At 64.7% G+C, this 20,774-nt stretch carries 20 protein-coding genes; 11 read left to right on the top strand and 9 right to left on the bottom strand.

Annotation, left to right across the window (positions count from 1 at the left end):
• Positions 1–166: 166 nt before the first annotated feature.
• Positions 167–4,678: a DEAD/DEAH box helicase gene (locus RI103_RS25190; RefSeq protein WP_310818342.1), complete on the bottom strand. Its 4,512-nt coding sequence runs from the start codon at positions 4,676–4,678 to the stop codon at positions 167–169.
• Between the two features lie 305 nt (positions 4,679–4,983).
• Between RI103_RS25190 and RI103_RS25195 the strand changes: the two genes are divergently transcribed.
• Positions 4,984–6,024 (top strand): aldo/keto reductase, encoded by a 1,041-nt coding sequence (locus RI103_RS25195; RefSeq protein WP_310818343.1) that lies wholly within the window; start codon positions 4,984–4,986, stop codon positions 6,022–6,024.
• Between the two features lie 80 nt (positions 6,025–6,104).
• Here RI103_RS25195 and RI103_RS25200 read toward each other — a convergent pair whose 3' ends face one another.
• The gene (locus RI103_RS25200) at positions 6,105–6,476 is read right to left on the bottom strand and encodes a carboxymuconolactone decarboxylase family protein (protein ID WP_310818344.1); all 372 of its coding nucleotides are present in this window, start codon (positions 6,474–6,476) and stop codon (positions 6,105–6,107) included.
• Positions 6,477–6,592: 116 nt separating this feature from the next.
• Here RI103_RS25200 and RI103_RS25205 point away from each other — a divergent pair, with 116 nt between their 5' ends.
• Positions 6,593–7,543 carry an AraC family transcriptional regulator gene (locus RI103_RS25205; protein ID WP_310818345.1) on the top strand — a complete coding sequence of 317 codons (951 nt, stop codon included), beginning with the start codon at positions 6,593–6,595 and terminating at the stop codon, positions 7,541–7,543.
• Here RI103_RS25205 and RI103_RS25210 read toward each other — a convergent pair.
• The 4 genes from RI103_RS25210 to RI103_RS25225 all read right to left on the bottom strand — a co-directional run bounded on the left by RI103_RS25210 (position 7,540) and on the right by RI103_RS25225 (position 10,718).
• On the bottom strand, positions 7,540–8,112 hold the full coding sequence (locus RI103_RS25210; protein WP_310818346.1) for an FUSC family protein: 573 nt from the start codon (positions 8,110–8,112) through the stop codon (positions 7,540–7,542). The genes RI103_RS25205 and RI103_RS25210 overlap by 4 nt on opposite strands.
• A 117-nt stretch (positions 8,113–8,229) precedes the next feature.
• Positions 8,230–9,549: a cation:proton antiporter gene (locus RI103_RS25215; RefSeq protein ID WP_310818347.1), complete on the bottom strand. Its 1,320-nt coding sequence runs from the start codon at positions 9,547–9,549 to the stop codon at positions 8,230–8,232.
• A gap of 90 nt (positions 9,550–9,639) precedes the next feature.
• A complete protein-coding gene (locus tag RI103_RS25220; RefSeq protein ID WP_310818348.1) occupies positions 9,640–10,026 on the bottom strand; it encodes a DUF3175 domain-containing protein in 387 nt (128 codons plus the stop codon).
• Positions 10,027–10,190: 164 nt separating this feature from the next.
• On the bottom strand, positions 10,191–10,718 hold the full coding sequence (locus RI103_RS25225) for a PRC-barrel domain-containing protein (protein WP_310818349.1): 528 nt from the start codon (positions 10,716–10,718) through the stop codon (positions 10,191–10,193).
• A gap of 309 nt (positions 10,719–11,027) precedes the next feature.
• Here RI103_RS25225 and RI103_RS25230 point away from each other — a divergent pair, with 309 nt between their 5' ends.
• Positions 11,028–11,321 carry a hypothetical protein gene (locus tag RI103_RS25230; RefSeq protein ID WP_310818350.1) on the top strand — a complete coding sequence of 98 codons (294 nt, stop codon included), beginning with the start codon at positions 11,028–11,030 and terminating at the stop codon, positions 11,319–11,321.
• Positions 11,322–11,381: 60 nt separating this feature from the next.
• Here RI103_RS25230 and RI103_RS25235 read toward each other — a convergent pair whose 3' ends face one another.
• Positions 11,382–12,683 (bottom strand): DNA topoisomerase IB, encoded by a 1,302-nt coding sequence (locus tag RI103_RS25235; protein WP_310818566.1) that lies wholly within the window; start codon positions 12,681–12,683, stop codon positions 11,382–11,384.
• A gap of 208 nt (positions 12,684–12,891) precedes the next feature.
• Between RI103_RS25235 and RI103_RS25240 the strand changes: the two genes are divergently transcribed.
• From RI103_RS25240 to RI103_RS25260, 5 genes are all read left to right on the top strand, one after another.
• Positions 12,892–13,233 carry a chemotaxis protein gene (locus RI103_RS25240; RefSeq protein ID WP_310818351.1) on the top strand — a complete coding sequence of 114 codons (342 nt, stop codon included), beginning with the start codon at positions 12,892–12,894 and terminating at the stop codon, positions 13,231–13,233.
• A gap of 150 nt (positions 13,234–13,383) precedes the next feature.
• On the top strand, positions 13,384–13,935 hold the full coding sequence (locus tag RI103_RS25245; protein ID WP_310818352.1) for a type 1 glutamine amidotransferase domain-containing protein: 552 nt from the start codon (positions 13,384–13,386) through the stop codon (positions 13,933–13,935).
• A gap of 94 nt (positions 13,936–14,029) precedes the next feature.
• Positions 14,030–14,593 carry a DUF4142 domain-containing protein gene (locus RI103_RS25250; RefSeq protein ID WP_310818353.1) on the top strand — a complete coding sequence of 188 codons (564 nt, stop codon included), beginning with the start codon at positions 14,030–14,032 and terminating at the stop codon, positions 14,591–14,593.
• Positions 14,590–14,934 carry a DUF1488 domain-containing protein gene (locus RI103_RS25255; RefSeq protein ID WP_310818354.1) on the top strand — a complete coding sequence of 115 codons (345 nt, stop codon included), beginning with the start codon at positions 14,590–14,592 and terminating at the stop codon, positions 14,932–14,934. The genes RI103_RS25250 and RI103_RS25255 overlap by 4 nt, the downstream gene beginning before the upstream one ends.
• Positions 14,935–15,028: 94 nt before the next feature.
• The gene (locus tag RI103_RS25260; protein WP_310818355.1) at positions 15,029–15,610 is read left to right on the top strand and encodes a hypothetical protein; all 582 of its coding nucleotides are present in this window, start codon (positions 15,029–15,031) and stop codon (positions 15,608–15,610) included.
• A 130-nt stretch (positions 15,611–15,740) separates the two neighbouring features.
• Here RI103_RS25260 and RI103_RS25265 read toward each other — a convergent pair whose 3' ends face one another.
• Positions 15,741–15,980: a hypothetical protein gene (locus RI103_RS25265; protein WP_310818356.1), complete on the bottom strand. Its 240-nt coding sequence runs from the start codon at positions 15,978–15,980 to the stop codon at positions 15,741–15,743.
• A 369-nt stretch (positions 15,981–16,349) separates the two neighbouring features.
• Here RI103_RS25265 and RI103_RS25270 point away from each other — a divergent pair, with 369 nt between their 5' ends.
• Complete coding sequence (locus RI103_RS25270; RefSeq protein ID WP_310818357.1) at positions 16,350–16,802, top strand: PA2169 family four-helix-bundle protein; 453 nt, start codon at positions 16,350–16,352, stop codon at positions 16,800–16,802.
• 214 nt (positions 16,803–17,016) lie between these two features.
• Here the strand turns inward: RI103_RS25270 and RI103_RS25275 are convergent, their stop codons facing one another.
• On the bottom strand, positions 17,017–17,358 hold the full coding sequence (locus RI103_RS25275) for a BON domain-containing protein (RefSeq protein ID WP_310818358.1): 342 nt from the start codon (positions 17,356–17,358) through the stop codon (positions 17,017–17,019).
• 541 nt (positions 17,359–17,899) lie between these two features.
• Between RI103_RS25275 and RI103_RS25280 the strand changes: the two genes are divergently transcribed.
• Together RI103_RS25280 and RI103_RS25285 are read left to right on the top strand one after the other, a co-directional pair.
• A complete protein-coding gene (locus tag RI103_RS25280) occupies positions 17,900–19,378 on the top strand; it encodes an RNA polymerase factor sigma-54 (protein ID WP_310818359.1) in 1,479 nt (492 codons plus the stop codon).
• 138 nt (positions 19,379–19,516) lie between these two features.
• Complete coding sequence (locus RI103_RS25285) at positions 19,517–20,695, top strand: aminotransferase class I/II-fold pyridoxal phosphate-dependent enzyme (RefSeq protein WP_310818360.1); 1,179 nt, start codon at positions 19,517–19,519, stop codon at positions 20,693–20,695.
• Positions 20,696–20,774: the final 79 nt, after the last annotated feature.

Below are 20,774 nucleotides of genomic sequence, written 5' to 3' on the forward strand. Positions count from 1 at the left end.
ACAGTCTTCATCATACGTAAGACTGTCCCCATTGTAGCGAAGCGATTGGAATTACGGGCTTATAAAGATTAACGGTCTGTAAGACTTCCGTCTTTAGCGCTATTTTAAGGGCTTTTTTTCCGGTCACGCGCAGGGAAGCTGTGCGGCCGCCCATCTCTCGAAACGGCTAAAAGCGTCGCGCCAGCCATGCGCGGGCCGTTTCCCTTTCGGCGGGGACCGCTTCCAGCGAGGCTTCGAACCAGAATGTCCCGGCCACCAGCGTGGCCACGACGATGCCGTCGCGATACAGAATCCGATTTCCCGCCACCGCGGGCACGCGTTCGCCGACCAGCAGCGTGCCAGCGAGATTCAACGGATCGGTTCCGGCGATACATACAAAAGCACTGTCGTTCGCATGCCGTCGCACTTCTCGCAGCACAGGAATCGCCTCGGGCAGAGCGAATTGTTCGCCGGCGAGGCCATTCACGAAGCGCCCGCCGCGAATCACGCCACGCGCTTCGAGCCGCTGAAAAACGCGCAACAGGTCTCGCCATGGCGGCAGCCACTCGGCCTCGCGTTCGAGCAAGCGCCAGAACACCACGCCGTAGCGGCGCAATAGGGTCATCGCAACGTGTTCCAGCACTTCAGGTGGGAACTGCCTGCGGCGCTCCGGAACGGTCTCTGTTGCCGCAGCAGCGGCGGGCCGCTTCACTAGCGCCCAGCGTCCAGCGTCGTCCATGCCGCCGATCAGCGCGCTCGACCGCGCGCGCCGGCTGCCGGAATAAGCGTTGCGTTTGGCGGCCGGCTTGAGCAAGGCGCGCAAGCCCGCGAAACTGTCGGAATTCACGAGACCCGCGGCCACCAGTTCGCCCAGCGCGCTCTCCAGTTCCATACGCAATCCGCGAACTTCGGTCAACAATTCGTCGAAGAACATCGCACCGTGTTGCACCAGCGTGTCGTACACGCTTTGCGCGCGCGCCGACAGCTCCGGTTGTTTCGACGGATCGAGCAACGCGCTCCACACACCCACCTGCGCGCGCGGCAGCAGCACGATCGGCGTGCTGCGGACCGGCCCGCTGGCACCGCGCGCGCGTTCCGTCAGACGGGTCCAGACTATTTTGCCGGCCCGACATAGTTCGTCGAGCGAAGTATTTGCGTAGGCCTTCACGCGCGCGGGCAGGATGTCTTCCTCCCACGCACCCGCCGCGGCCTGGAAGCCTTCGAGCTGTTCGAGCACGGCAACTAGCGCGTCGCGCCCCTCGCTGCGCGTGTCCGGCGTCAGATGCTGCCACTCGAACAGAAAGCGCATGAAGTCGTGCCGTTCCACCGGCTCGATTTCGCGCCGCAAGCGTTTCACGGTGTAACGGTGTATGCGTGCGAGAAGATGTCGTTCGCACCATTCTTCCCCGGCGGCTTGTGGCGTGAAGCGCCCGCGCATCACGTAGCCTTCGGCTTCGAGGCGCGTAAGGCTCTGTTCGACCGACGCCGGGGGCAACTTCAACGCTTCAGCAATCGCACTGAGCGGCAGCGGGCCGAAACCGGTCAGACGCGCGCGGAGCACGTCGGTCAGGGCGTCGTCGGCGCTCCAGCTATCGGCGTAGCCTTTCGGCGCGACGAGCGGCGGCGCAAACCGGGTGTCGGGATAGAGCGGCTGAAAACAGGTGAGGCGTTCGACGGGCAGCCACACGGCGGAGTCGCCGGCGAGCTGCAGGCGGGTGGCGCGGCCGGCTTCGGCCAGCGACGCGAGCCATGCCGGCCAGCCTTCGTTGCGGCGCGCTTCGGCCTCGGTGACGCAGGCAAGGCCGGTCAACGCTTCATGCATCTCGTCAGCGTTGCGCGCCTGCGGCCACGCTTCGTCGCGCACGCTTTCGATGGCTTCGGCATCGAGCGCGCCGAGATCGTCGGCACTCGACGGATCGGTCCAACGGCGGTTCAACACCGCTTGTGTGCGGCGTTCCTCGATCGGCGCGTCGTCGAGATAAGCGTACGGTTTCGCGTTGAGGATTTCAGCGGCGAGCGGCGAGGGCGCGGGCAAATCGCGCGCGACCAGTTGCACGTCGCCCTGTTCGATACGGCGCAGCAGCGCAAGCCAGGTTTCGCTGTCCATCGCCTCGTGCAAACAGTCGTCGACGGTTTGCTCCACTAATGGATGACGCGGCAGTTCGCGTTCGCCGACCACGTTTTCCAGACACGCAGCCTGCTCGGGAAACACGCTCGCCAGCAGATCTTCGCTGCGCATGCGCTGCAATTGCGGCGCGGTCTTGCGTCCGCCGGTATAGCGCGGCAGGCCGAGCGCGGTAGTCGCGTTCCAGCGCCAGCGCACGCCGAACAGCGGCGCATCGAGCAGCGCCTGAATCAGCAGATGCTCGGCGCTGTTCGAATGCAGATAGCGCCATACGTCGTCGAGCACGAAGGAATGGCTGCCGGTCAGCGACAGCACGATCGCGTCCTCGGTGGCGGCGGCTTGCAGTTCGAAGTTGAAGGTGCGGCAAAAGCGCTTGCGCAGCGCGAGGCCCCACGCGCGGTTCACCCGGCTGCCGAACGGTGCGTGAATGACGAGTTGCGTGCCGCCGGATTCGTCGAAGAAACGCTCCATGACCAGCGTGTTCTGGGTGGGCAGCACGCTGAGCGCGGCGCGCGCACGGGCGAGATAGTCGACGATCTGGCGCGCGGCGGCTTCGTCGAGATGCAGATTGTCGACCAGCCAGCCGATTGCATGCTCGATGCGGGCCGCGAGTGTTTCGAAGTCGGTGCTGGTCTCGTCCGCAACGATGGCCGACGCCGTGGCGCTCTTTTCTTCGAGAAGGTGTCCAATCTGCTCGCGCAAACGCGCGACGCCGAACGACAGCTCGTCGCTGCGGCCCGGCGCTTCGCCGAGCCAGAAAGGAATGTTCGGCGGCTGGCCCTGCGCGTCCTCGACGCGCACGCGTCCGCTCTCGATCCGCAGAATCCGGTACGACGCGTTGCCGAGTTGAAACACGTCGCCGGCCAGACTTTCGACGGCGAAGTCCTCGTTGACGGTGCCGATATTGATCGCCTGCGGTTCGAGCACGACGGCATAGTCGGCGTTCTCGGGAATCGTCCCGCCCGACGTAACGGCGACTAGCTTGCCGCCGCGCCGGCCGCGCAGCGTGCCGCTCACCACGTCGCGATGAATATAGGCGCCGCGCGGACCGTTGCGGCTCGTGTAGCCTTCGGCGAGCATGCGCAGCACCGCGTCGTACTGCTCACGCGTGAGCTCGGCGTACGGCGCCGCGCGGCGCATCAGGTCGAACAGCGCGTCCTCGCTCCATTCGGCGCTCGACACTTCCGCGACGATCTGCTGGGCGAGCACATCGAGCGGCGCGCGCGGAATGCGCAGCGCGTCGAGTTCGCCGCGCCGCACGCAATCGAGCAGCGCGGCGCATTCGATCAGATCGTCGCGCGAGGCCGGAAAAAGTCTGCCCTTGGGCATCCCGCCGACATGATGGCCCGAGCGTCCGACGCGTTGCAGGAACGGCGCGATCGCGCGTGGCGAACCCATCTGGCAGACCAGATCGACGTCGCCGATATCGATGCCGAGTTCCAGCGAAGCCGTGGCGATCAGCACGCGCAGTTCGCCGCGTTTCAGGCGCTGTTCGGCGTCGAAACGATGTTCCTTTGCAAGGCTGCCGTGATGCGCGGCGACCACGTCCTTGCCCAGCCGCTCGGTCAGATGATGCGCGGCGCGCTCGGCCATGCGGCGCGTGTTGACGAAAATCAGCGTGGTGCGGTGCATCGCCACCAGCTCGGCGAGACGGTCGTAGACGCGCTCCCACACTTCGTTGGGCATCACCGCTTCGAGCGGCACGGGCGGGATCTCGAGCGCGAGATCGCGTTCGCGCACGTGCCCCACGTCGATGATCGCGCAGTCGGCGGGAATGCCGCTGTCGATACGCCCGCCGCCCACCAGAAAACGCGCGACCGCGCTCACCGGCTTTTGGGTCGCCGACAGGCCGATACGCGGCAGGCGCCGCAGGCACAGCGCGTCGAGCCGCTCCAGGCTGAGCGCGAGATGGCTGCCACGCTTGCTGCCGGCGAGCGCGTGAATTTCATCGACGATCACCGTGCGCACCGTCGCGAGCATGCGGCGGCCGGAGTCCGAACCGAGCAGCACGTATAGCGATTCCGGCGTGGTCACTAGAATATGCGGCGCGCGCTTCTTCAACGCGTTGCGCTCCTGCTGCGTGGTGTCGCCGGTCCGCACGGCGGTGCGGATGTCCAGAGCCGGCAAGCCGAGCGCGTCGAGTTCCGCGGCGATGCCTTGCAACGGCAACTGCAGATTGAGACGGATGTCGTTGGAGAGCGCCTTCAGCGGCGAGACGTAGACCACCAGCGTTTCGTCGGGCAGTGCACCGCCATTGGCGAGGCCTTGCTGGACCAGATCGTCCAGTGCGGACAGAAAGGCGGTGAGCGTTTTGCCCGAACCCGTGGGCGCGGCCACCAGCGTGGAACGGCCACGCCGAATCTGCGGCCATGCGGCGGCCTGGGCGTCGGTTGGCGCGGGAAAGGTCTTGAGGAACCAGCTCGCGACCGCGGGATGGAAATCGCCCAGCGCGCCGGCCGTCGATAGCCCCATGGCAGGCGTCGCGACGGATGCGGTGTCGGGAGCCGCGCCCAACGCAGCGGCAGTGGTGGTGGCCGGACTCATGCCTGCATAGTTGGGGGCGGGGCGTGCCATATCCAGAGGGGGCGAAAGCAGCCGGTTGCAAGGATCAGGAATCAGTCTGGCAGGTTTCCGCTGGCTTTGCCCAAAGACAATGTGCCGGCACTTATGTCGCAATCGAAAGGCCGTGTGACGGCATTTTTTCCGTCCGCTCGCCGCGACAAGCGGCGGCGCGCAGACGCACTGATCGTAAGGAGCTTGAAACATACATCAACCCAATGCCTGACGGCTGCACAGCTTGCCTGACGCTCTGCCGGATTTTGCCAATTGCAGTACTCTCTACGCCTCACCCATTCACGAACCACGTTGGAGTTTCGACGATGCGATACAACCAGTTGGGCCGTACCGGTGTGTTTGTTTCAGAATTATGTTTGGGCACGATGACCTTCGGCGGCGGCGGGGGCATCTGGAAGCAGATCGGCGATCTGCAGCAAGCGGACGCGGAGCGGCTGGTCGGCCGGGCGCTCGACGCGGGCATCAATTTCATCGACACAGCCGACGTTTATTCAGAGGGCCTGTCCGAACAGATCACGGGCCAGGCGCTGAAAAACCTCAAGGTGCCGCGCGACAAAGTGGTGGTGGCCACCAAAGTGTTCGGCCAGACGGGCGAGTTTCCCAACGCGCGCGGCGCCTCGCGGTATCACATCATCGACGGCGTGAAGGCGAGTTTGAAGCGTCTGCAACTCGATCACGTCGACCTGTATCAGATCCACGGTTTCGATCCGGCCACGCCGATCGAAGAAACCATGCGCGCACTCGACACGCTGGTGCAGCACGGCCATGTGCGCTACGTGGGCGTGTCGAACTGGGCCGCCTGGCAGATCGTGAAAGCGCTCGGTATTTCCGAGCGTCTTGGGCTGGCGCGCTTCGAAACGCTGCAGGCGTATTACACGCTGGCGGGCCGCGACCTCGAACGTGAACTCGCGCCGATGCTGCACAGTGAAGGCCTCGGCCTGATGGTGTGGAGTCCGCTCGCGGGCGGCCTGCTGAGCGGCAAGTATGGACGTGAGCAGCAGGGCGAAGCGGGCAGCCGACGCACGACGTTCGATTTTCCGCCGGTCAATCGCGAGCGCGCTTATGACTGTATCGACGTGATGCGCGATATCGCTGAGGCAAAAAAGGTGTCGGTGGCGCAGATCGCGCTGGCGTGGCTGCTGCATCAACGGGTGGTGACGACGGTGATCGTCGGCGCGAAGAAGGTCGAGCAACTCGACGACAACATCGCCGCCACCGGTGTCTCGCTCTCCGCGGATGAACTCGCGAAGCTCGATCAGGTCAGCACGCTGCCGGCGGAATACCCGGGCTGGATGCTGGAGCGTCAGGGCGAGCCGCGCCGCAAGCAACTGGAAGAGGCGCGGTAACTGACTCGAAGGGCGGCCGCATGTGCGGGCCCCGCCGCTCGCGCAGCCACCGTTGCATGAGCGGCTCGCCCTACGGCCGCTCATTCCACAGCGGCCTGCCCCGCATCAGCCGCTTGAGCGGCATAGGCCGCGGCGGCATCCATCGTGCGCGCCGAGTACACCATCGCGGCGCCCGCATTGATGGCAACCGCCACGCCCAGCGCTTCGGCGATTTCCTCGCGCGTCGCGCCATGCTTGAGCGCTTCGGCCGTGTGCACGGTAATACAACCATCACAGCGCAGGCTGACCGCTACGGCGAGCGCAATCAGTTCGCGCGTTTTGGCGCCGAGCAGATCCTTCTTCTGGCCGGCGCCCGACAATGCCTGATAGCCTTTGACAGTATCGGGCGACAGTCTGGCGATCTCGCCGATACGGCCGACCAGTTCGTGACGGTAATCGATCCAGTTCAACATGGCGGTGCTCCTTGGCCTATTGCGCGTCGGCGGGTGCCGGCGTCGTGAGACCAGTATTGCGCTGCGCCGCGATATCCTGAATACTCGATTCGCTCAACTTTTAGCGCGATCGTCTCATGGATACGCTCAGCCGACTGCTCGACCTCGCCCGTCCCCAAGCCAGTCTCGATCTGCGCTGCCTGCTTTCGGGCGCCTTCGATATCGTCCATGACCCGGCGGAGGCGGGCATTGCGCCGTTTCACCTGGTGCTGGACGGCGCGTGCATCGTCGAAACCGCGGACGGCGCGCAGCGTGCGTTGCGCGCGGGCGACTTCATGCTGTTTCCGCGCGGCGCGGCGCATCGCGTGCGCGACGTGAAGCAGTCGGCTGCCCACGCGCCGTTGACGCCAAGCCATGACGGCATGCTGCCTGTGCGTCGCAACGACGGCCAGGACGACGCCCGCATTCCCGCCGACCTCGACCTTCTCTGCGGCCGCTTTGTCTACTCGCCCGGTTCATCGGCCTTGCTGCTGAACGCATTGCCCGATCCGTTCCATGTCTCGCTGAGCGGCATGGAAACGAGGGACTCATTGCAGACGGTAATCGCCTTGATGCGCAGCGAGGCCGAACGACGTCAGGCGGGCGCCCTCGCGATCGTCACCGCATTGAGCCACGCGCTGCTGGCTATGGCGCTACGGGTGCACGGCGAGCAGAACGCGTCGGCTTCAGGCGTGCTCGCGCTGCTCGCCGACGCGCGCCTGGGCGCTTCCGTGCAAGGCATGCTGAGCGCGCCCGAACGGGCGTGGACCATCGCCGAACTCGGCGACCTCGCCGCCATGTCGCGCGCGACTTACGCACGCCATTTCAACGAGCGCGCCGGCATGACGGTAATGGACTTTCTCACGCAGATCCGTATGACCATCGCGTGCGATCTGCTGCGCCGCACGCAGCGCAGCGCGGCCGAGATCGGCGAGGCGGTGGGCTATCAATCGGAGGCCGCCTTCGGCAAGGCGTTTCAGCAAAGCGTGGGCGTGACGCCGGGACGTTACCGGCGTCGTCCGCAAGAGAACGAGGCGGCGGAAAACTAGCCAGGTTTGCCCGGTTTGCCGAACCAGCGCTGTTCGATCCATGACATCAGGAAGGCCACCAGCAGCGCGCAGACCGTGCCGAGCGTCACTTCGCCAAGGCGCAGCAGGGCTTTGTCCCAGGCGGGCCCGATGCCCGGCACCAGCAGCATGATCGTCGCGGTAATGCCGCCCAGACGCGCCGCGCTGCCGACGTTCAGGATCCAGCACAGGGCGATCGCCACGCCCACCGTGGCCGCATAGGCCGCGAAATAGCCGGCGCCGAACGTGGCGCCCACGAGTCCGCACACGCCGCCGACCATCGCGCCGATGAATTGATCGCGCGACAGATTGCGGGTGTCGACATAACTATGCTGGCTGACCGCGATCGCCGTGATGGCGGCCCAGAAGGTCTGCTCCGTATGCAGCGCGCGGCCAATGGCGACCGCCAGGCTTGCACCGGCGACCGCCTGCACGGCCATGAAGCTGCCTTCGATCAGGCGCTCGCCGAGCGGCAACGACTTGAGAAAGGCAAACAGCGAGTTGGCGGCGCTCGCCCGTGCCGTACGTGCTGAATCGTCGCGTGAGGTCATCGGATGTGAGGGGGCGTATTGGAGCGTGAAGGTTTCGTATTCTAGCGACTCCAATTGACGCGAGCAGACACGGGCTCGCCAGCACGTCTACAGGCCGCGTACCGGCGAAGCCGTAGCTTAACCTTCGCGACTGCGCAGCCGGTGATACCAGTTCATCAACGGCGTAGCCGAGACGCCGTGAATCACGACCGACGCCGCGATCACGGCCAGCGTGAGTGGCACGAGCGGGGCGACGTCGGCAGCGGCGCCGTTTTCAAGCGCGTACGCCAGGTAGTAAAACGAACCGATGCCGCGTATCCCGAACCAGCTCATCAGACGGCGTTGCGTCGGTGTCGCGCTCGACCCCAGCAGCGACAACTCGACGGATATCGGCCGCACGAGCACGAACAGCGCGGCGGTGAGTGCGACGGTCTGCCAGGTGAAGAGCGGCGTGCGCATGGTGGCGAGCACGTTGCCGACCATCGCCATGACCGCGACCTCGGCAATGCGTTCGAGTTCGATCGTGAAACCGAGTACTGACTCCGTCATAAACGCGTGCGCTTTGCCCGGATGCGCCGCGGTCGCTTCGACGTCTTCGGAATCGACGGTGCCGATGGTCTTGCGAGGCGACTTGCCGCCGCTCGCGCGGTGTTCGACACGGCGCATGGCGACACCGGCCGCGAACACGGCCAGAAACCCATAGGTGTGGACGAGTTGCGCGGCGCCATACGACAGTTCGATCAGGCCGAGCGCGAAGAAACCCTCCAGCCCGAGCGCCTGCGCGTGGCGCGTGCGCAGCCATGCCACCGCGTGGGTCGTGGCCCAGCCGAGCACGCTGCCGATAGCGATTGCGCCCGCCACGCCCCACACGATGCTGCCCGCGAGCTGCAGGTTCAGCAGGTCGCCCGTCTCGGCGGCGGGCGCCGCGCATAACGCCAGGCCGAGCATCGCGAAGGGCAGTGCGATGCCGTCGTTCAGGCCGCCTTCGCCGGACAGCGCGAAGCGCAGCAGGTCGTGATCGCCGGGGTTGTGCACTTGCACGTCGTGGGCCAGCACCGGATCGGTCGGCGCGAGGATCGCCGCCAGCAGCAAGGCCGGCCCCCAGCCGAGATGCAGGACGTACACGCCGAACAGCATCAGCAGCGGAATGGTCGCGAGCATCGCAAGGAAGCCGAGACGCAGCGGCACGGTCCACAGTTTTTCCAGCATGCCAAGCCGCAGCCGCAGGCCGATGGCAAACAGCGAGACGAGCAGCGCGACTTCGGTGATGGTGCGCAGCACATGCGCGTCGGCGATCATGTCCAGGCGCAACAGGCCGATACCGGGCGGCCCGAGGGCGTAGCCGATCGCAAGGTAGAACATGGCGGCGCTGACGGGCAGCCGCCGCAGTGTCGTTGCCGCCAGACCCATGAAAACGAGTACGGCACCGACAATGAGAAACCACAAAGTTTCGTGCATGCGCATCCGGTGAGGGCCCGCGTGCGTGTGCTGCATGCGGGCCGGTTGAACAAAGGTGCGCCCGGACGCGTCAGTCAGTGACGCGTCATTTCAAGGCGCGCGTCCGAATGCTTCGCGCAGCTTGCGCTTGGCTCGCTGCAAGGTGTCGCGGCGCGCTTTCGGCAAGTTCCTGCCGGCGCGATTGATATAGAAGTTCAGCATCGACATGGCCGACTGGAACGGCGTGCCCTTGCGGCGCCGGCTTTTCGTCGACGACGCTTTGAGCGACTGTGCGATCGACTCCGCGCTGCCGGTTTTGAAAATATCGTGTTGGATGTCCATCGCGTCGCTGGTTTCCATCACGTGATGCGACCACTTCTTCGGGCTCTTCGCGCGATGCGCCGCTTGTGCCTGGGCATGCCGTTGGCGCGGCGGCCGGCCCGACTTGCCGCGCGCGACTGGGCGTCTGGACTTGCTGGTGGATTTTCGGGTGGCCATGATGCCGCCTCCTGATCGGATCGTGCGTGCGCGCTGATCGCTCTGATCGCGCTCATTGTGCGCTCAAACAGAAACGCGCCGGCTGCCGCGGTGGCGGCATGCCGGCGCATCGGCCCGGCTATGGGTGAGCGCTGGTGGCGGCGCGCCCCATGCACGAGCATACGTTACAACTTCAGCCCGCCAGCCTCCGGCGCGTCCGACGATGCCGGGGGAACGTCGCCGACACCGTAGTCGTCGCGGCGCGCATAGGCGTCGCGGCCCCAGTACGGTTCGCTGCCGTAGTACTGGTGCACGGAGGTGGCCCACGTCTGGTCCGCCATGGATGGCCAATGGTCCTTGTCGAAACCCGGTGCGTTCTTCACGCGCTCAGCGGTCATGTTCAGCACGAAGCACTTCCGTCCGGTATCGAGCGTCAAAGCATGCCATGGTATGGCGAGCAGCTTGTCGCCGATGCCGAGAAAGCCGCCGCTCGACAGGACGGCATACGCAACGCGGCCCGCGCCGACGTCGAGCATGATGTCCTTGATCTTGCCGATGTCCTCGCCGTCGCTGCTGAGCACTTTGTCGCCGTCGAGGGTGGAGGCGGCCATGACGTCCGGGCCGGGGCCGTCCGCGGTCGCGCTGCCTTTGCCGACGATTCGGGCGCCCTGGTCTTGCCGCATGCCGGCTTGCGACTGTGTCTGGTTGAGCATGATGAGCCTCCTCTAAGGTTAGGTGTGTGCAAGGCTCAGCAACCGGCGTTCCTTCAAATTCTGAACGGCATCGCGCGATGCCGCGGCGGTGATCCATGCTCAGGCATGCTGCGTTTGCAGAGAACATGTGCGAAGCGTCCCGCCAAACGCGTAAAGCACGCTGACGCATTTGAAAATATTTCGTCCAAACAGATCGACGGGGAGAACTGGGAACACGTCGCCGTTATGAGGCATAGCCCTTGCGGGATGTTCACGCAGCAGCGCGATCAATAACTTGCGTACGCTGTCCATCCATCCTCGGAGACTTCAATGAACTATTCAAAAGCATTGCTGGTATCGGCACTCGTCGCCATGTCGGGCGTGGCATTCGCGCAAGCAGGCGGCGGCAACGGTAACGGCGGCGGCGGTGGCACCGGCGGCTCGGGCAACGCGCACGGCGCGGCAACCGCGGCACCGACCACGGATGGACAACCCACGGCGGGCGCGATGAGTTCCAGTGGCTCGACATCCCATCACATGTCGAAGTCGAAGGCCAGGAAGCCGAAGACGGATTCGACCAATACGCCCGGCGCGGATGCGAGCAGCGATACAAAAGGTCAGTGAGCGGACCGCATAGCCGCGGGGTCATCGTGACGGGGCAGCCGGTTTTCTGAGCGGCGCGCTTTAAGGCGCCGCCTGTTTCACCCCACGCGACGCACCCGCTGCGCGCCCGCCCGCCACCCGGGGCGCGGTGCGCGCGCCGGCCTTCGCATCGGCCTGCGTCGCTGCCTTACGCACCACGCGCGACTTCTTCAGCAAACGGGAAATCGAATCGTCGATGCTCTCCGCCACCGCCGACTCTCGCGCCTTGCGGCCCTTCGCGCCGGCTTGCCGCGCGAGCTTCGCGGCGCGCTTCTCGGCCTGCGCGAGTAAGGTGGCAAACGCCACTTCGTCCACTCTCAGCCCACGGCGCGACTGCGCGGGCGCGAGGCTCTGCAACTCGTCCGCTTCGAATGCGCTGATCACCGCAGGGTGAATGTAGCAACGCTTGCACACGGCCGGCGTATTGCGCAGTAAACCTGCCACGTCCTTCACGGTGGCAACGATATGCCGGCGCGCTTCCGCCGCACTGCTGCACATCAGGCGGCGCAGCGCGGCCAACGCGTAGACGCTGCCGGCCCACGTGCGATAGTCCTTGGCCGTGAAATCCGCGTCGCTCGCACGGCGCAGGTAGTCGTTGATGTCGGCGGAGCCGACGGTGCGGCGTGTGCCGTCTTCATCGAGATACTGGAACAGGTCGTGGCCGGGCAGTTCGGCGCAACGCCGCACGATGCGCTTCACGCGCGGATTGTTCACGGTCACGTCGTGTTCGATGCCGCTCTTGCCGCGAAATCTGAAACGCAACTGGCCGGCTTCGATCTTCACGTGCTTTTTGCGCAGCGTCGTCAAACCGTAAGACTGGTTATCGCGCGCGTATTCGACACTGCCGATCCGGATCAGCGTCGTATCGAGCAACTGCACGATCGCGGCGATGACTTTGTCGCACGGCATGCCCGGCAGGTTCAGGTCGCGCGCGACACGCGCGCGGATTTTCGGCAACGCGCGGCCGAACTCGGCCATGCGTTCGTATTTGTCGGTGTCGCGCGTTGCACGCCAACGCGGGTGATAGCGGTATTGCTTGCGCCCGCGCGCGTCGCGGCCGGTGGCCTGAACATGGCCGCGCGCATCCGGACAGATCCACACGTCTTCATAAGCGGGTGGAATGGCGAGCGCGTTGATGCGTTGGATTTCGTCCTGGTCGTCGATGCGCTTGCCCGCTACATCGAAATACGCGAATCCCTCTTTTTCACGCCGACGGGTGATGCCGGGCTTCGTATCGTCGGCGTGGCGCAAGCCCGGCGGCATGGCGGCAGGCGCGGCCTGTTTCGCGCTGTCGTCGTCCATGTCGCCGGGGCGGCGTTGGATCGGAGTGGTCGTGGCAGCCATCGTCATCGTCTTGGGAAGAAGTTTCAAGCGGAAGGCGCGCTTTGCGCCGCTGACTCGCTTCAAGCAAAGGCAATGCCCAGCGTTGCCCTTGCCGTACCGCGTGCTGGCCGCCTCGCATTGCTTCGGGTTGCTTCGCGGGCAAGCGGAACAATCCTTGCGAATCCTCTGCTCTGCATGGGTAATGAACGAACCAACCAAGGAGAGCGCCATGAGCAGCACCCTGAATCCCGATGAAGAGCCGCAACAGGTCGTCAAACAAACCGCCGGCACGACCGGCGCGCTCGGTCCGAGCGATTCGTCCGATAGCGGCAGCGACACTGCCGGTGCGAAGCGTCATGAGTTCGACGCGGATAGTGAACTGGACAACCACGCGCTCGAAACGGGCGACTCCGAACTCGGCAGCGATACGGACCGCGCCGGCACAGGCGAGCGCGCCGCTGCCGATGGCGATTCGACACTGGTGCCGGACGCCGACATCGAGCCCGACCACGTGATCGATCCGCTGCTAGACGACGATGACGGCCTCGACGACGACCCGCAAGGTCTTTGACCCGGCCTGGCAATCATCCGATGGGCACCATGGATCGGGCAGGTAACCGAAAACATGGGCACGTCTTTTGCTGAATCGAAGTGAATGAAAGGCGGGGCTGCGCTGCGCGCCCGGCCCGGCACTTACACGAAGACACGAAGGAGAGTATGTATGGCCAGCACGCTGAAGGGTTACAAGGTGGCGGTACTCGCGGTGGATGGTTTCGAACAGGCCGAACTGATCGAGCCGAAACGCGCGCTGACTGAAGCAGGCGCGACGGTGCACGTCATTTCAGCCAAGCCTGGCAAGATCCAGGGTTTCAAGCATGTGGACAAGGGCGATACCGTCGAGGTCGATTCGACGTTCGACAAGGCAAGCGCGGACGATTACGACGCCGTGGTGTTGCCGGGCGGCGTGGTGAATGGCGACGCCATCCGTCTGTTGGCGCAGGCCCAGGCCTTCGTCAAGACGGCCGACAACGCGAAGAAGCCGATCGCGGTGATCTGTCACGGCGCGTGGCTGCCGGTGTCGGCGGGCATCATCAGGGGGCGCACGGTCACGAGCTGGCCGAGCCTGCAGGACGACATTCGCAATGCGGGCGGCACGTGGGTGGACAAGGAAGTGGTCGAGGACGGCAATCTGATCAGCAGCCGCAACCCCGACGACCTGCCGGCTTTTAACAGAACGCTGATTGCGCAACTGTCGAAGCGCAAGGCGGCATGAGCGCAATGATGAGCGGGGCGCGCGGGCTGGATGCATGCCGCGCCGCCTCGCATCGGTTCCGCTCCGGTGTATCCGTCGAACTTGGAGAAAATGCATGAAATTCCGGTATTCCCTACAAGCGATGACTGTCGCGGTGAGTTTGAGCGCGGCGTCCATCGGCGCGGTTTACGCGCAAGCCAGCGATGCCCCGGCGAGCGATGCGCCGGTCAGCGGCACGAAGCTTTCGCCCGCGGATCAGCAGTTCGTGCAGGACGCCTCGCAGTCCGACGCCACCGAAATCGCGGCCAGCAAGGTTGCGTTGAAGAACTCCAGCGATCCGCACGTGAAGAAATTCGCGCAGCAGATGATCACGGATCACACAAAGCTCTCCCACGCGATGGCGGCGCTCGTCTCGAAGAAGGGCTTCACCCCGACACCGTCGGCGGATTCCGCGCTGGTCGGCAAGCTCCAGACGCTCAAGGGCACGGAATTCGATCAGGCCTACGTCGAGCAGGTCGGAGTGGAGGCGCATCAGCGAGCCGTCGATCTGTTCCAGCAGGAAAGCACCAGCGGCACCGACGCGCAACTCAAGGCCGCAGCCCAGCACGCACTGCCGACCATCAAACACCATCTGGCGATGGCACAGCAACTCGCCGGCGCAATGAAGGGTTCGCCATGAACGCGATCCTGCCGCGGCCGGTCTATGAGGATTCCCTTATGCAGATCACTTTTTCCGACGACAAGCCGGTCTTCGACGGAGCGAATCTGACCGTGCGCTTCATGGCGCGGGTGGACGGCGAACCGGTCGTATGCACGATTACCGCCGAGGCGCTCGAAGACCATTTCGGCGCCGATTCCGCTCTGGAAGCCGCGCTGATGTCGGCCTTCGACAAAGGCCGTCATCGCATCCGTGCGGTTTGCGCGGAAGCACTCGACCAGAACAACGGTGAAGGCGTAGTGTTGCATAGCGGACTGTTCAGAGTGGAAGGCATGGAACCGGATCGCGGCACCACGGCGTAGTGCCGGCGCGTGTCATCGCTCGCGCGCGCTGTGCGGCGCCGCGAATGCGGCGGCATGGGTCCGCAAACGCTATCCAACGATGCAAGGAGGCCTCATGTCACTCATCGTCGCAGCACGCTTTACGACTTTTCCCGCCGCTGAAGATGCGGCGGCAAAGCTCTTCAATGCAGGGTTCGTCGAGGAGGACGTCACGCTGTTCTTCGTCAATCCGCGCGGGCGGCATGCCCGTTATCCGATCGGCGGAGATACCGGCACCGATGCCGGCGCGAGGGAGGCGCCCAAAGGCGCCGGCATGGGCGTCACCATCGGCGCGGTAGTGGGCGCCGTGGTGGGTGTCGGGATCTTCGCGGCGTTTTCCGCGCCGATCATCGTGTCACTGATAGCAGCGGGCGTTGGCGCTTATGTCGGCTCACTGGTCGGCGCCATGGCGCGTACACGCGACGCCGGTCATGTCGGACACCGCTCGCCGTTTCATGAGGAGACGCGCGATTCCGGTGTGCTGGTTGCCGTCCACGTGTCGCCGGACAATCAACTCGACGCCGCGCGCGTGCTGCGCGAAGCCGGCGGCGTGGGAATCGAACGGGCGAGCGGCCGTTGGCAGCAGGGCCGTTGGGCCGACTTCGATCCGCTGAAGAAACCTGTGCCGCTCAGTGAATTCACCGAGAAGAGCGCGTGAGTTGACCCGCGTCGACGCGCGGATTTTTTCTCGGCGCAGTACGCAGTAATTAGCAAAAAGGCCCGGCATCTGTCGGGCCTTTGTTCATTGTCACTGTGTGGAGCGAGAGGCTTGTTTGCGCAAGTCACGCTCACACCCAGATTTGCGGCGCGCCACGTTGTGGCGCCGGTGCGCGGTCCACCTGACGTTTGTCTCGGGTGGGCTCGCATGCGGCCGGCACCAGGCCGTCGTGCGTCACGCCACACGAAGACGTAGTTTGCGCATTCGAGGACGGCGCTTCGTGTGCCTGCGAATGTTCGCGAATCTGCAATACGGTCGCCGACGCGATGATCGCGACGGCGGCCAGAAATTCCGCGTTCCTGATCTTCATGATTGATGCTCCCTGTCGTTGTTGCCTGCCCATTGTTTTCAATTCATCGGCACGTCTTGCAGGCGTTGTTGCGCTGCACGCCGTGCTGGGGGCGCGGCATATAAAGCAACCATTGTGCCACTTGCCCGAGCCCTTCGGGCGGGGGTTGCGGGCTGTTAGGCAGATCGGCGGTGCGCAACATTTACGCGGCGTTGGCAAGATTGGAAACGCCATCGACGCCACCCACATCGCTTCTTCTGCGCTACGCCCCGGGCACGCCTCGTGCGGATAGATCAACGAATTCCGTTGTCGGACCGCGAGCTCCCGGCAAGGGCGCGACGCATGTCCGGCAGCGGATTCCATGACTAACGAAACCCTTGGAGGTATTGAATGGCTACGAACGTTGTTTCCGTGCTGAACGATCTGGTCGAAACGTCGAAGGACGGCGAGAAGGGCTTTCGCAAGGCAGCCGAAGATGCGCATGACGCGCAGCTGAAAACGCTGTTTCTATCGCGTGCTGAAGACTGCACGCGTGGCGCGCGCGAGTTGCAAGACGTGGTTCAGGGGCTGGGCGGCAAGCCCGAAACGGGCGGCAGCATGAGCGGTGCGCTGCATCGCGGCTGGGTCGACGTGAAGTCGGCGGTGACCGATCGCAGCGACCACGAGATCCTCGCCGAATGCGAGAAGGGTGAGGACGTTGCGAAGAAGCGCTATCACGATGCGCTCGAAAAGGAGTTGCCGGCGGATGTGCGAGCGATTGTCGAGCGGCAGTATCAAGGCGTGCTGCAGAATCATGACCGCGTGCGCGATCTGCGCGATCAATACGCCGCCGCCAGGCGCTAAGGGCAGGTGAGGCGACTGGCGCCCGAGAGGGCGCCGGTTGTCGGTTGTTCCTGCTCAACCGCGGCGGGTTCCAACTCGAACACCAGCCGTGCATGAAAAAAGCCATCCGCAGTATGTGCGGATGGCTTTTGCGTTTTCTGAACTTTTCCGAACTGAACCAGAAGCACCGGAAAGCGCCGACCGAAGCCGGCGCTTCCCGCCTGGATCGCTGCACTTATTCAGCCGCGATCTTCAGATGGTTCTTCACGCTCGATACACCCTTCACGGCTTCCACGACTTCGCCGGCCGCTGCCTTGTCGTCGGCCGAAGGCACCGTGCCCGTGAGCCACACCACGCCCTTGCGGGTCTTCACGTGGATGTGCGTCGACTTGACGTTCTTGGCGGCCAGCAGATCTGCCTTGGCCTTGGTGGTGATGGTGCTGTCGTCGACGTGCTGGCCGATGGTTTCCGACGACGCCGACGGCGCGCTGCTCTGCGCCATAACGCTCGTCGCGTTCAGTGCAAACGCGACACAAGCGATGCTACCTGCGGTCTTCAGAATCTGGATGGTCTTCATGGTTTCTCCTTCGGGTGTTGATGAAAATTGCGGTCTTGTTGCCTGCGGTCGATCGCGGTCGAAACCGTTGATGACACGCGTGGGATCGTTGCCGCTACGGTTCCGTCAGGGCCCGTTATCGACACGAGACGACAGCTTGCTTGCGTTTCGCTCCGCGGCGGTGCCGCAGTGATGCTTCTGCGTTTTGCGTGCAAGACCGGCGTCCGTCCACATAGTGCGAGACGCAAGGGGTGTGCCCGCCATGGCGGCAAAAGACTGCCATCGCCGGGAAAGCCGTTACGGCACATATATTTAGGCTGAGGAATAGAGCGCTGGGAAGGACCGCGAAGCGCCGGACCTTGGCTGGCCGGCAGGCGCCGGCAGGCGCCGGCGGGGACCGGAATTTGCCGGGCACTTGTAAAAATGGCCTCGGGCAGCCTGCGCAATCGGCGGGCCTGAAAATGCAAAGCGTAGAAAAAACAGGGCGTTGCGCGAACTGGTACGACAGTTGCTCAGAAGAGGCTACTCACCATTTATCGGCTATTAACGGGACCTCACTACAATGCCTTCAATTGAACTACGCACAAGGCAGTCTCTCGCCCTCACGCCGCGTCTGCAGCAATCGGTGCGTCTGTTGCAGTTGTCGTCTCTGGAGTTCCAGCAGGAATTGCGCACGGCGCTCGACACCAATCCGTTCCTTGAATACGACTCGTCGGATACGGAAGACGTCGCGCTGGCGACCACATCCTCAGGCGAAGACGGCGCGCTGCCCGCCGCCGACACGGTCGCCGCCGCCGAACCCGATGCGCAGCCCGCCGAAGGCGGCTTGAACGACACGCTGGAAAGCGCGGGTCAGGACGACATGCCGGGCGACTACTCCGGCGACTACAGCAGCCGCAGTTCGACGCGCCAGAACGGCGACTCGGACAGCAGCGACCCAGCCGAATGGGCGCGCTCGCAACCCACCTTGCGCGAGCAGTTGCACGACTCGCTGCGCCTCTATCGGCTCGACGACCGTGACCGCGCGGTGGCTCGCTTCATCATCGAGGCGCTCGACGACGACGGCTATCTGCGTCAGGAACTCTCCGATCTCGCGGACAGCGTCGATCTCGAACCCGAATTGACCGAAGAAGAATTGCTGGTCGCATTGCGTCTCGTGCAATCGCTCGACCGGCCGGGTCTGGGCGCGCGTTCGCTGTCCGAATGCCTGACGCTGCAGGTGAATGCCTTGCCCGCCGACACGCCGGGGCGCGAGGTGGCGCGGCAAATCGTCGAACACCATCTGGAGCGGCTCGCCCGCCGCGAGCAGGCTGAACTGCAAAAGCAGATCGGCTGCAGCGCGGAAGAGTTGCGGGTGGCCTGCGCGCTGGTGCGCAAGCTCGACCCGAAGCCGGGCAACAGCTACGGCCGTACCGAAGACAACTACGTGGTGCCGGACGTGATCGTGCGTCAGGTGCGCAACAAGTGGGTCGTGACGATCAACCCGGCGGTGCAGCCGCGCGCGCGCATCCATCGCATGTATGCGGAATTGTTCGCGCAGTCGGCCGGCGCGAGCCGTTCGCCGCTCGCGCAGCAACTGCAGGAAGCGCGCTGGCTGATCCGCAACGCGCAGCAACGCTTCGACACGATTCAGCGGGTGGCCGAATGCATCGTTGCGCATCAGAAGGCCTTCTTCCAGTACGGCGAAATCGCCCTTAAGCCGATGGTGTTGCGCGATGTCGCCGACGAGCTCGGCCTGCACGAATCCACTATCTCGCGTGCCACCGGCAACAAATATATGGCCACGCCGCGCGGCATTTTCGAGTTCAAGCATTTCTTCCCGCGCGAACTCGGCACGGAAAGCGGCGGCACCTGTTCGGCCGCGGCGGTGCGCGCGCTGCTCAAGGAAATGATCGCCGCGGAAAACACGCGCGATCCGCTCTCGGATGTGACGCTCGCCAGGATGCTCGCCGACCAGGGCGTGCTGGTGGCGCGCCGCACCGTGGCGAAATACCGGCATCTGATGAAGGTGCCGCCGGCGGAGTTGCGCCGCCAGCTTTAAACGCGCCGCGCCCCGCCGAAACGGGGCGGCGCCGAAGCGCCACGCGAGGCTGTCCGCTCGCGTGGCGCTTTTTCGTATCTGGACGTTTCGCGCGCGGCCCTTTAAATTGGCGGGTCCATGGGAAACGGGGTGGGCTCAATGAAGTACTCGAATCTGGTCGAACGCTTGCAGGGCCGGCGCACCTCCGCGTGGGAGATCCACCGTGTCGCGCAACAGGCGGAGGCCAAGGGTGAAGACGTCATCGTGCTGAGCGTGGGCGACCCTGACTTCGCCACGCCCGCGCCGATCGTCGAGCGTGCAATCGAGGCTTTGCGCGGCGGCGATACGCACTACAGCGCCGTGTCGGGCCGCGAGCCGTTGCGCGCGGCGATTGCCGCGGAACATACGCGCATGACCGGCTGTGCCGCGAGCGCGGCCAACGTGATCCTGACCGCGGGCGCGCAGAACGGCGTGTTCGCTGCATCGCTGTGTCTGCTGGAAGCGGGCGATGAAGTGATCGTCCCCGAGCCCATGTATCTGACCTATGAAGCTTGCGTGCGCGCGGCCGGCGCCACGCTTGTGACCGTGCCGGTGGATCGGGCGCGGGCGTTTCACATCGATTGCGATGCGCTCGAAGCGGCCGTGACCTCGCGTACCAGGGCGATTTTCTTCGCGACCCCGTGCAATCCGACCGGCGTGGTCATGCAGCGCGCCGATCTCGAGCGTATCGCGCGGCTCGCGTGCCGGCACGATCTGTGGGTGCTGTCCGACGAGGTCTACGCCGAGCTGACTTTCGAGCGCGAGCATGTGAGCATCGCCGCGCTGCCCGGCATGGCCGAGCGCACCGTGACGCTCGGCAGCCTGTCGAAGTCGCATGCCATGGCGGGTTGGCGCGTGGGCTGGGCGATCGGGCCCACGGCGCTGATCGAGCATATGGGGCGGCTCGCGCTTGCGATGCTCTACGGCTTGCCCGGTTTCATCCAGCAGGCCGCATTGACGGCTTTGCAGCACAAGGCGCGGATCGCCGCCGAGATGCGTGAGATCTATCGCCGCCGGCGCGACGTGGTGTTCGAGCGTTTGCATCGTGTGCCTGGCTTGCGGTGCCTGTTGCCCGAGGCAGGCATGTTCATGATGGTGGATGTGAGCGGCACGGGTCTCGATACGGTCGACTTCACCTGGCAGCTGTTTCGCGCGCAGGGCGTGTCGCTGCTCGACGCGAGCGCGTTCGGCGAGACGGCGAATGGCTTCGTGCGGCTCGGTTTTGTCGTCGACGAAGCGCGCCTGATCGACGCCTGCGAGCGGATCGCCGCATTCGTCGCTGCATTGCCGCCTCGTTGAGCCTTTCGCTAACGTTTCGTTTGTTTTTCGATTCGCGTAACGCAGCGATGCGTCGTGGGAGGAATGCGCGTCCTCGCCA

Source organism: Paraburkholderia sp. FT54 (assembly GCF_031585635.1).
Lineage (GTDB): Bacteria > Pseudomonadota > Gammaproteobacteria > Burkholderiales > Burkholderiaceae > Paraburkholderia.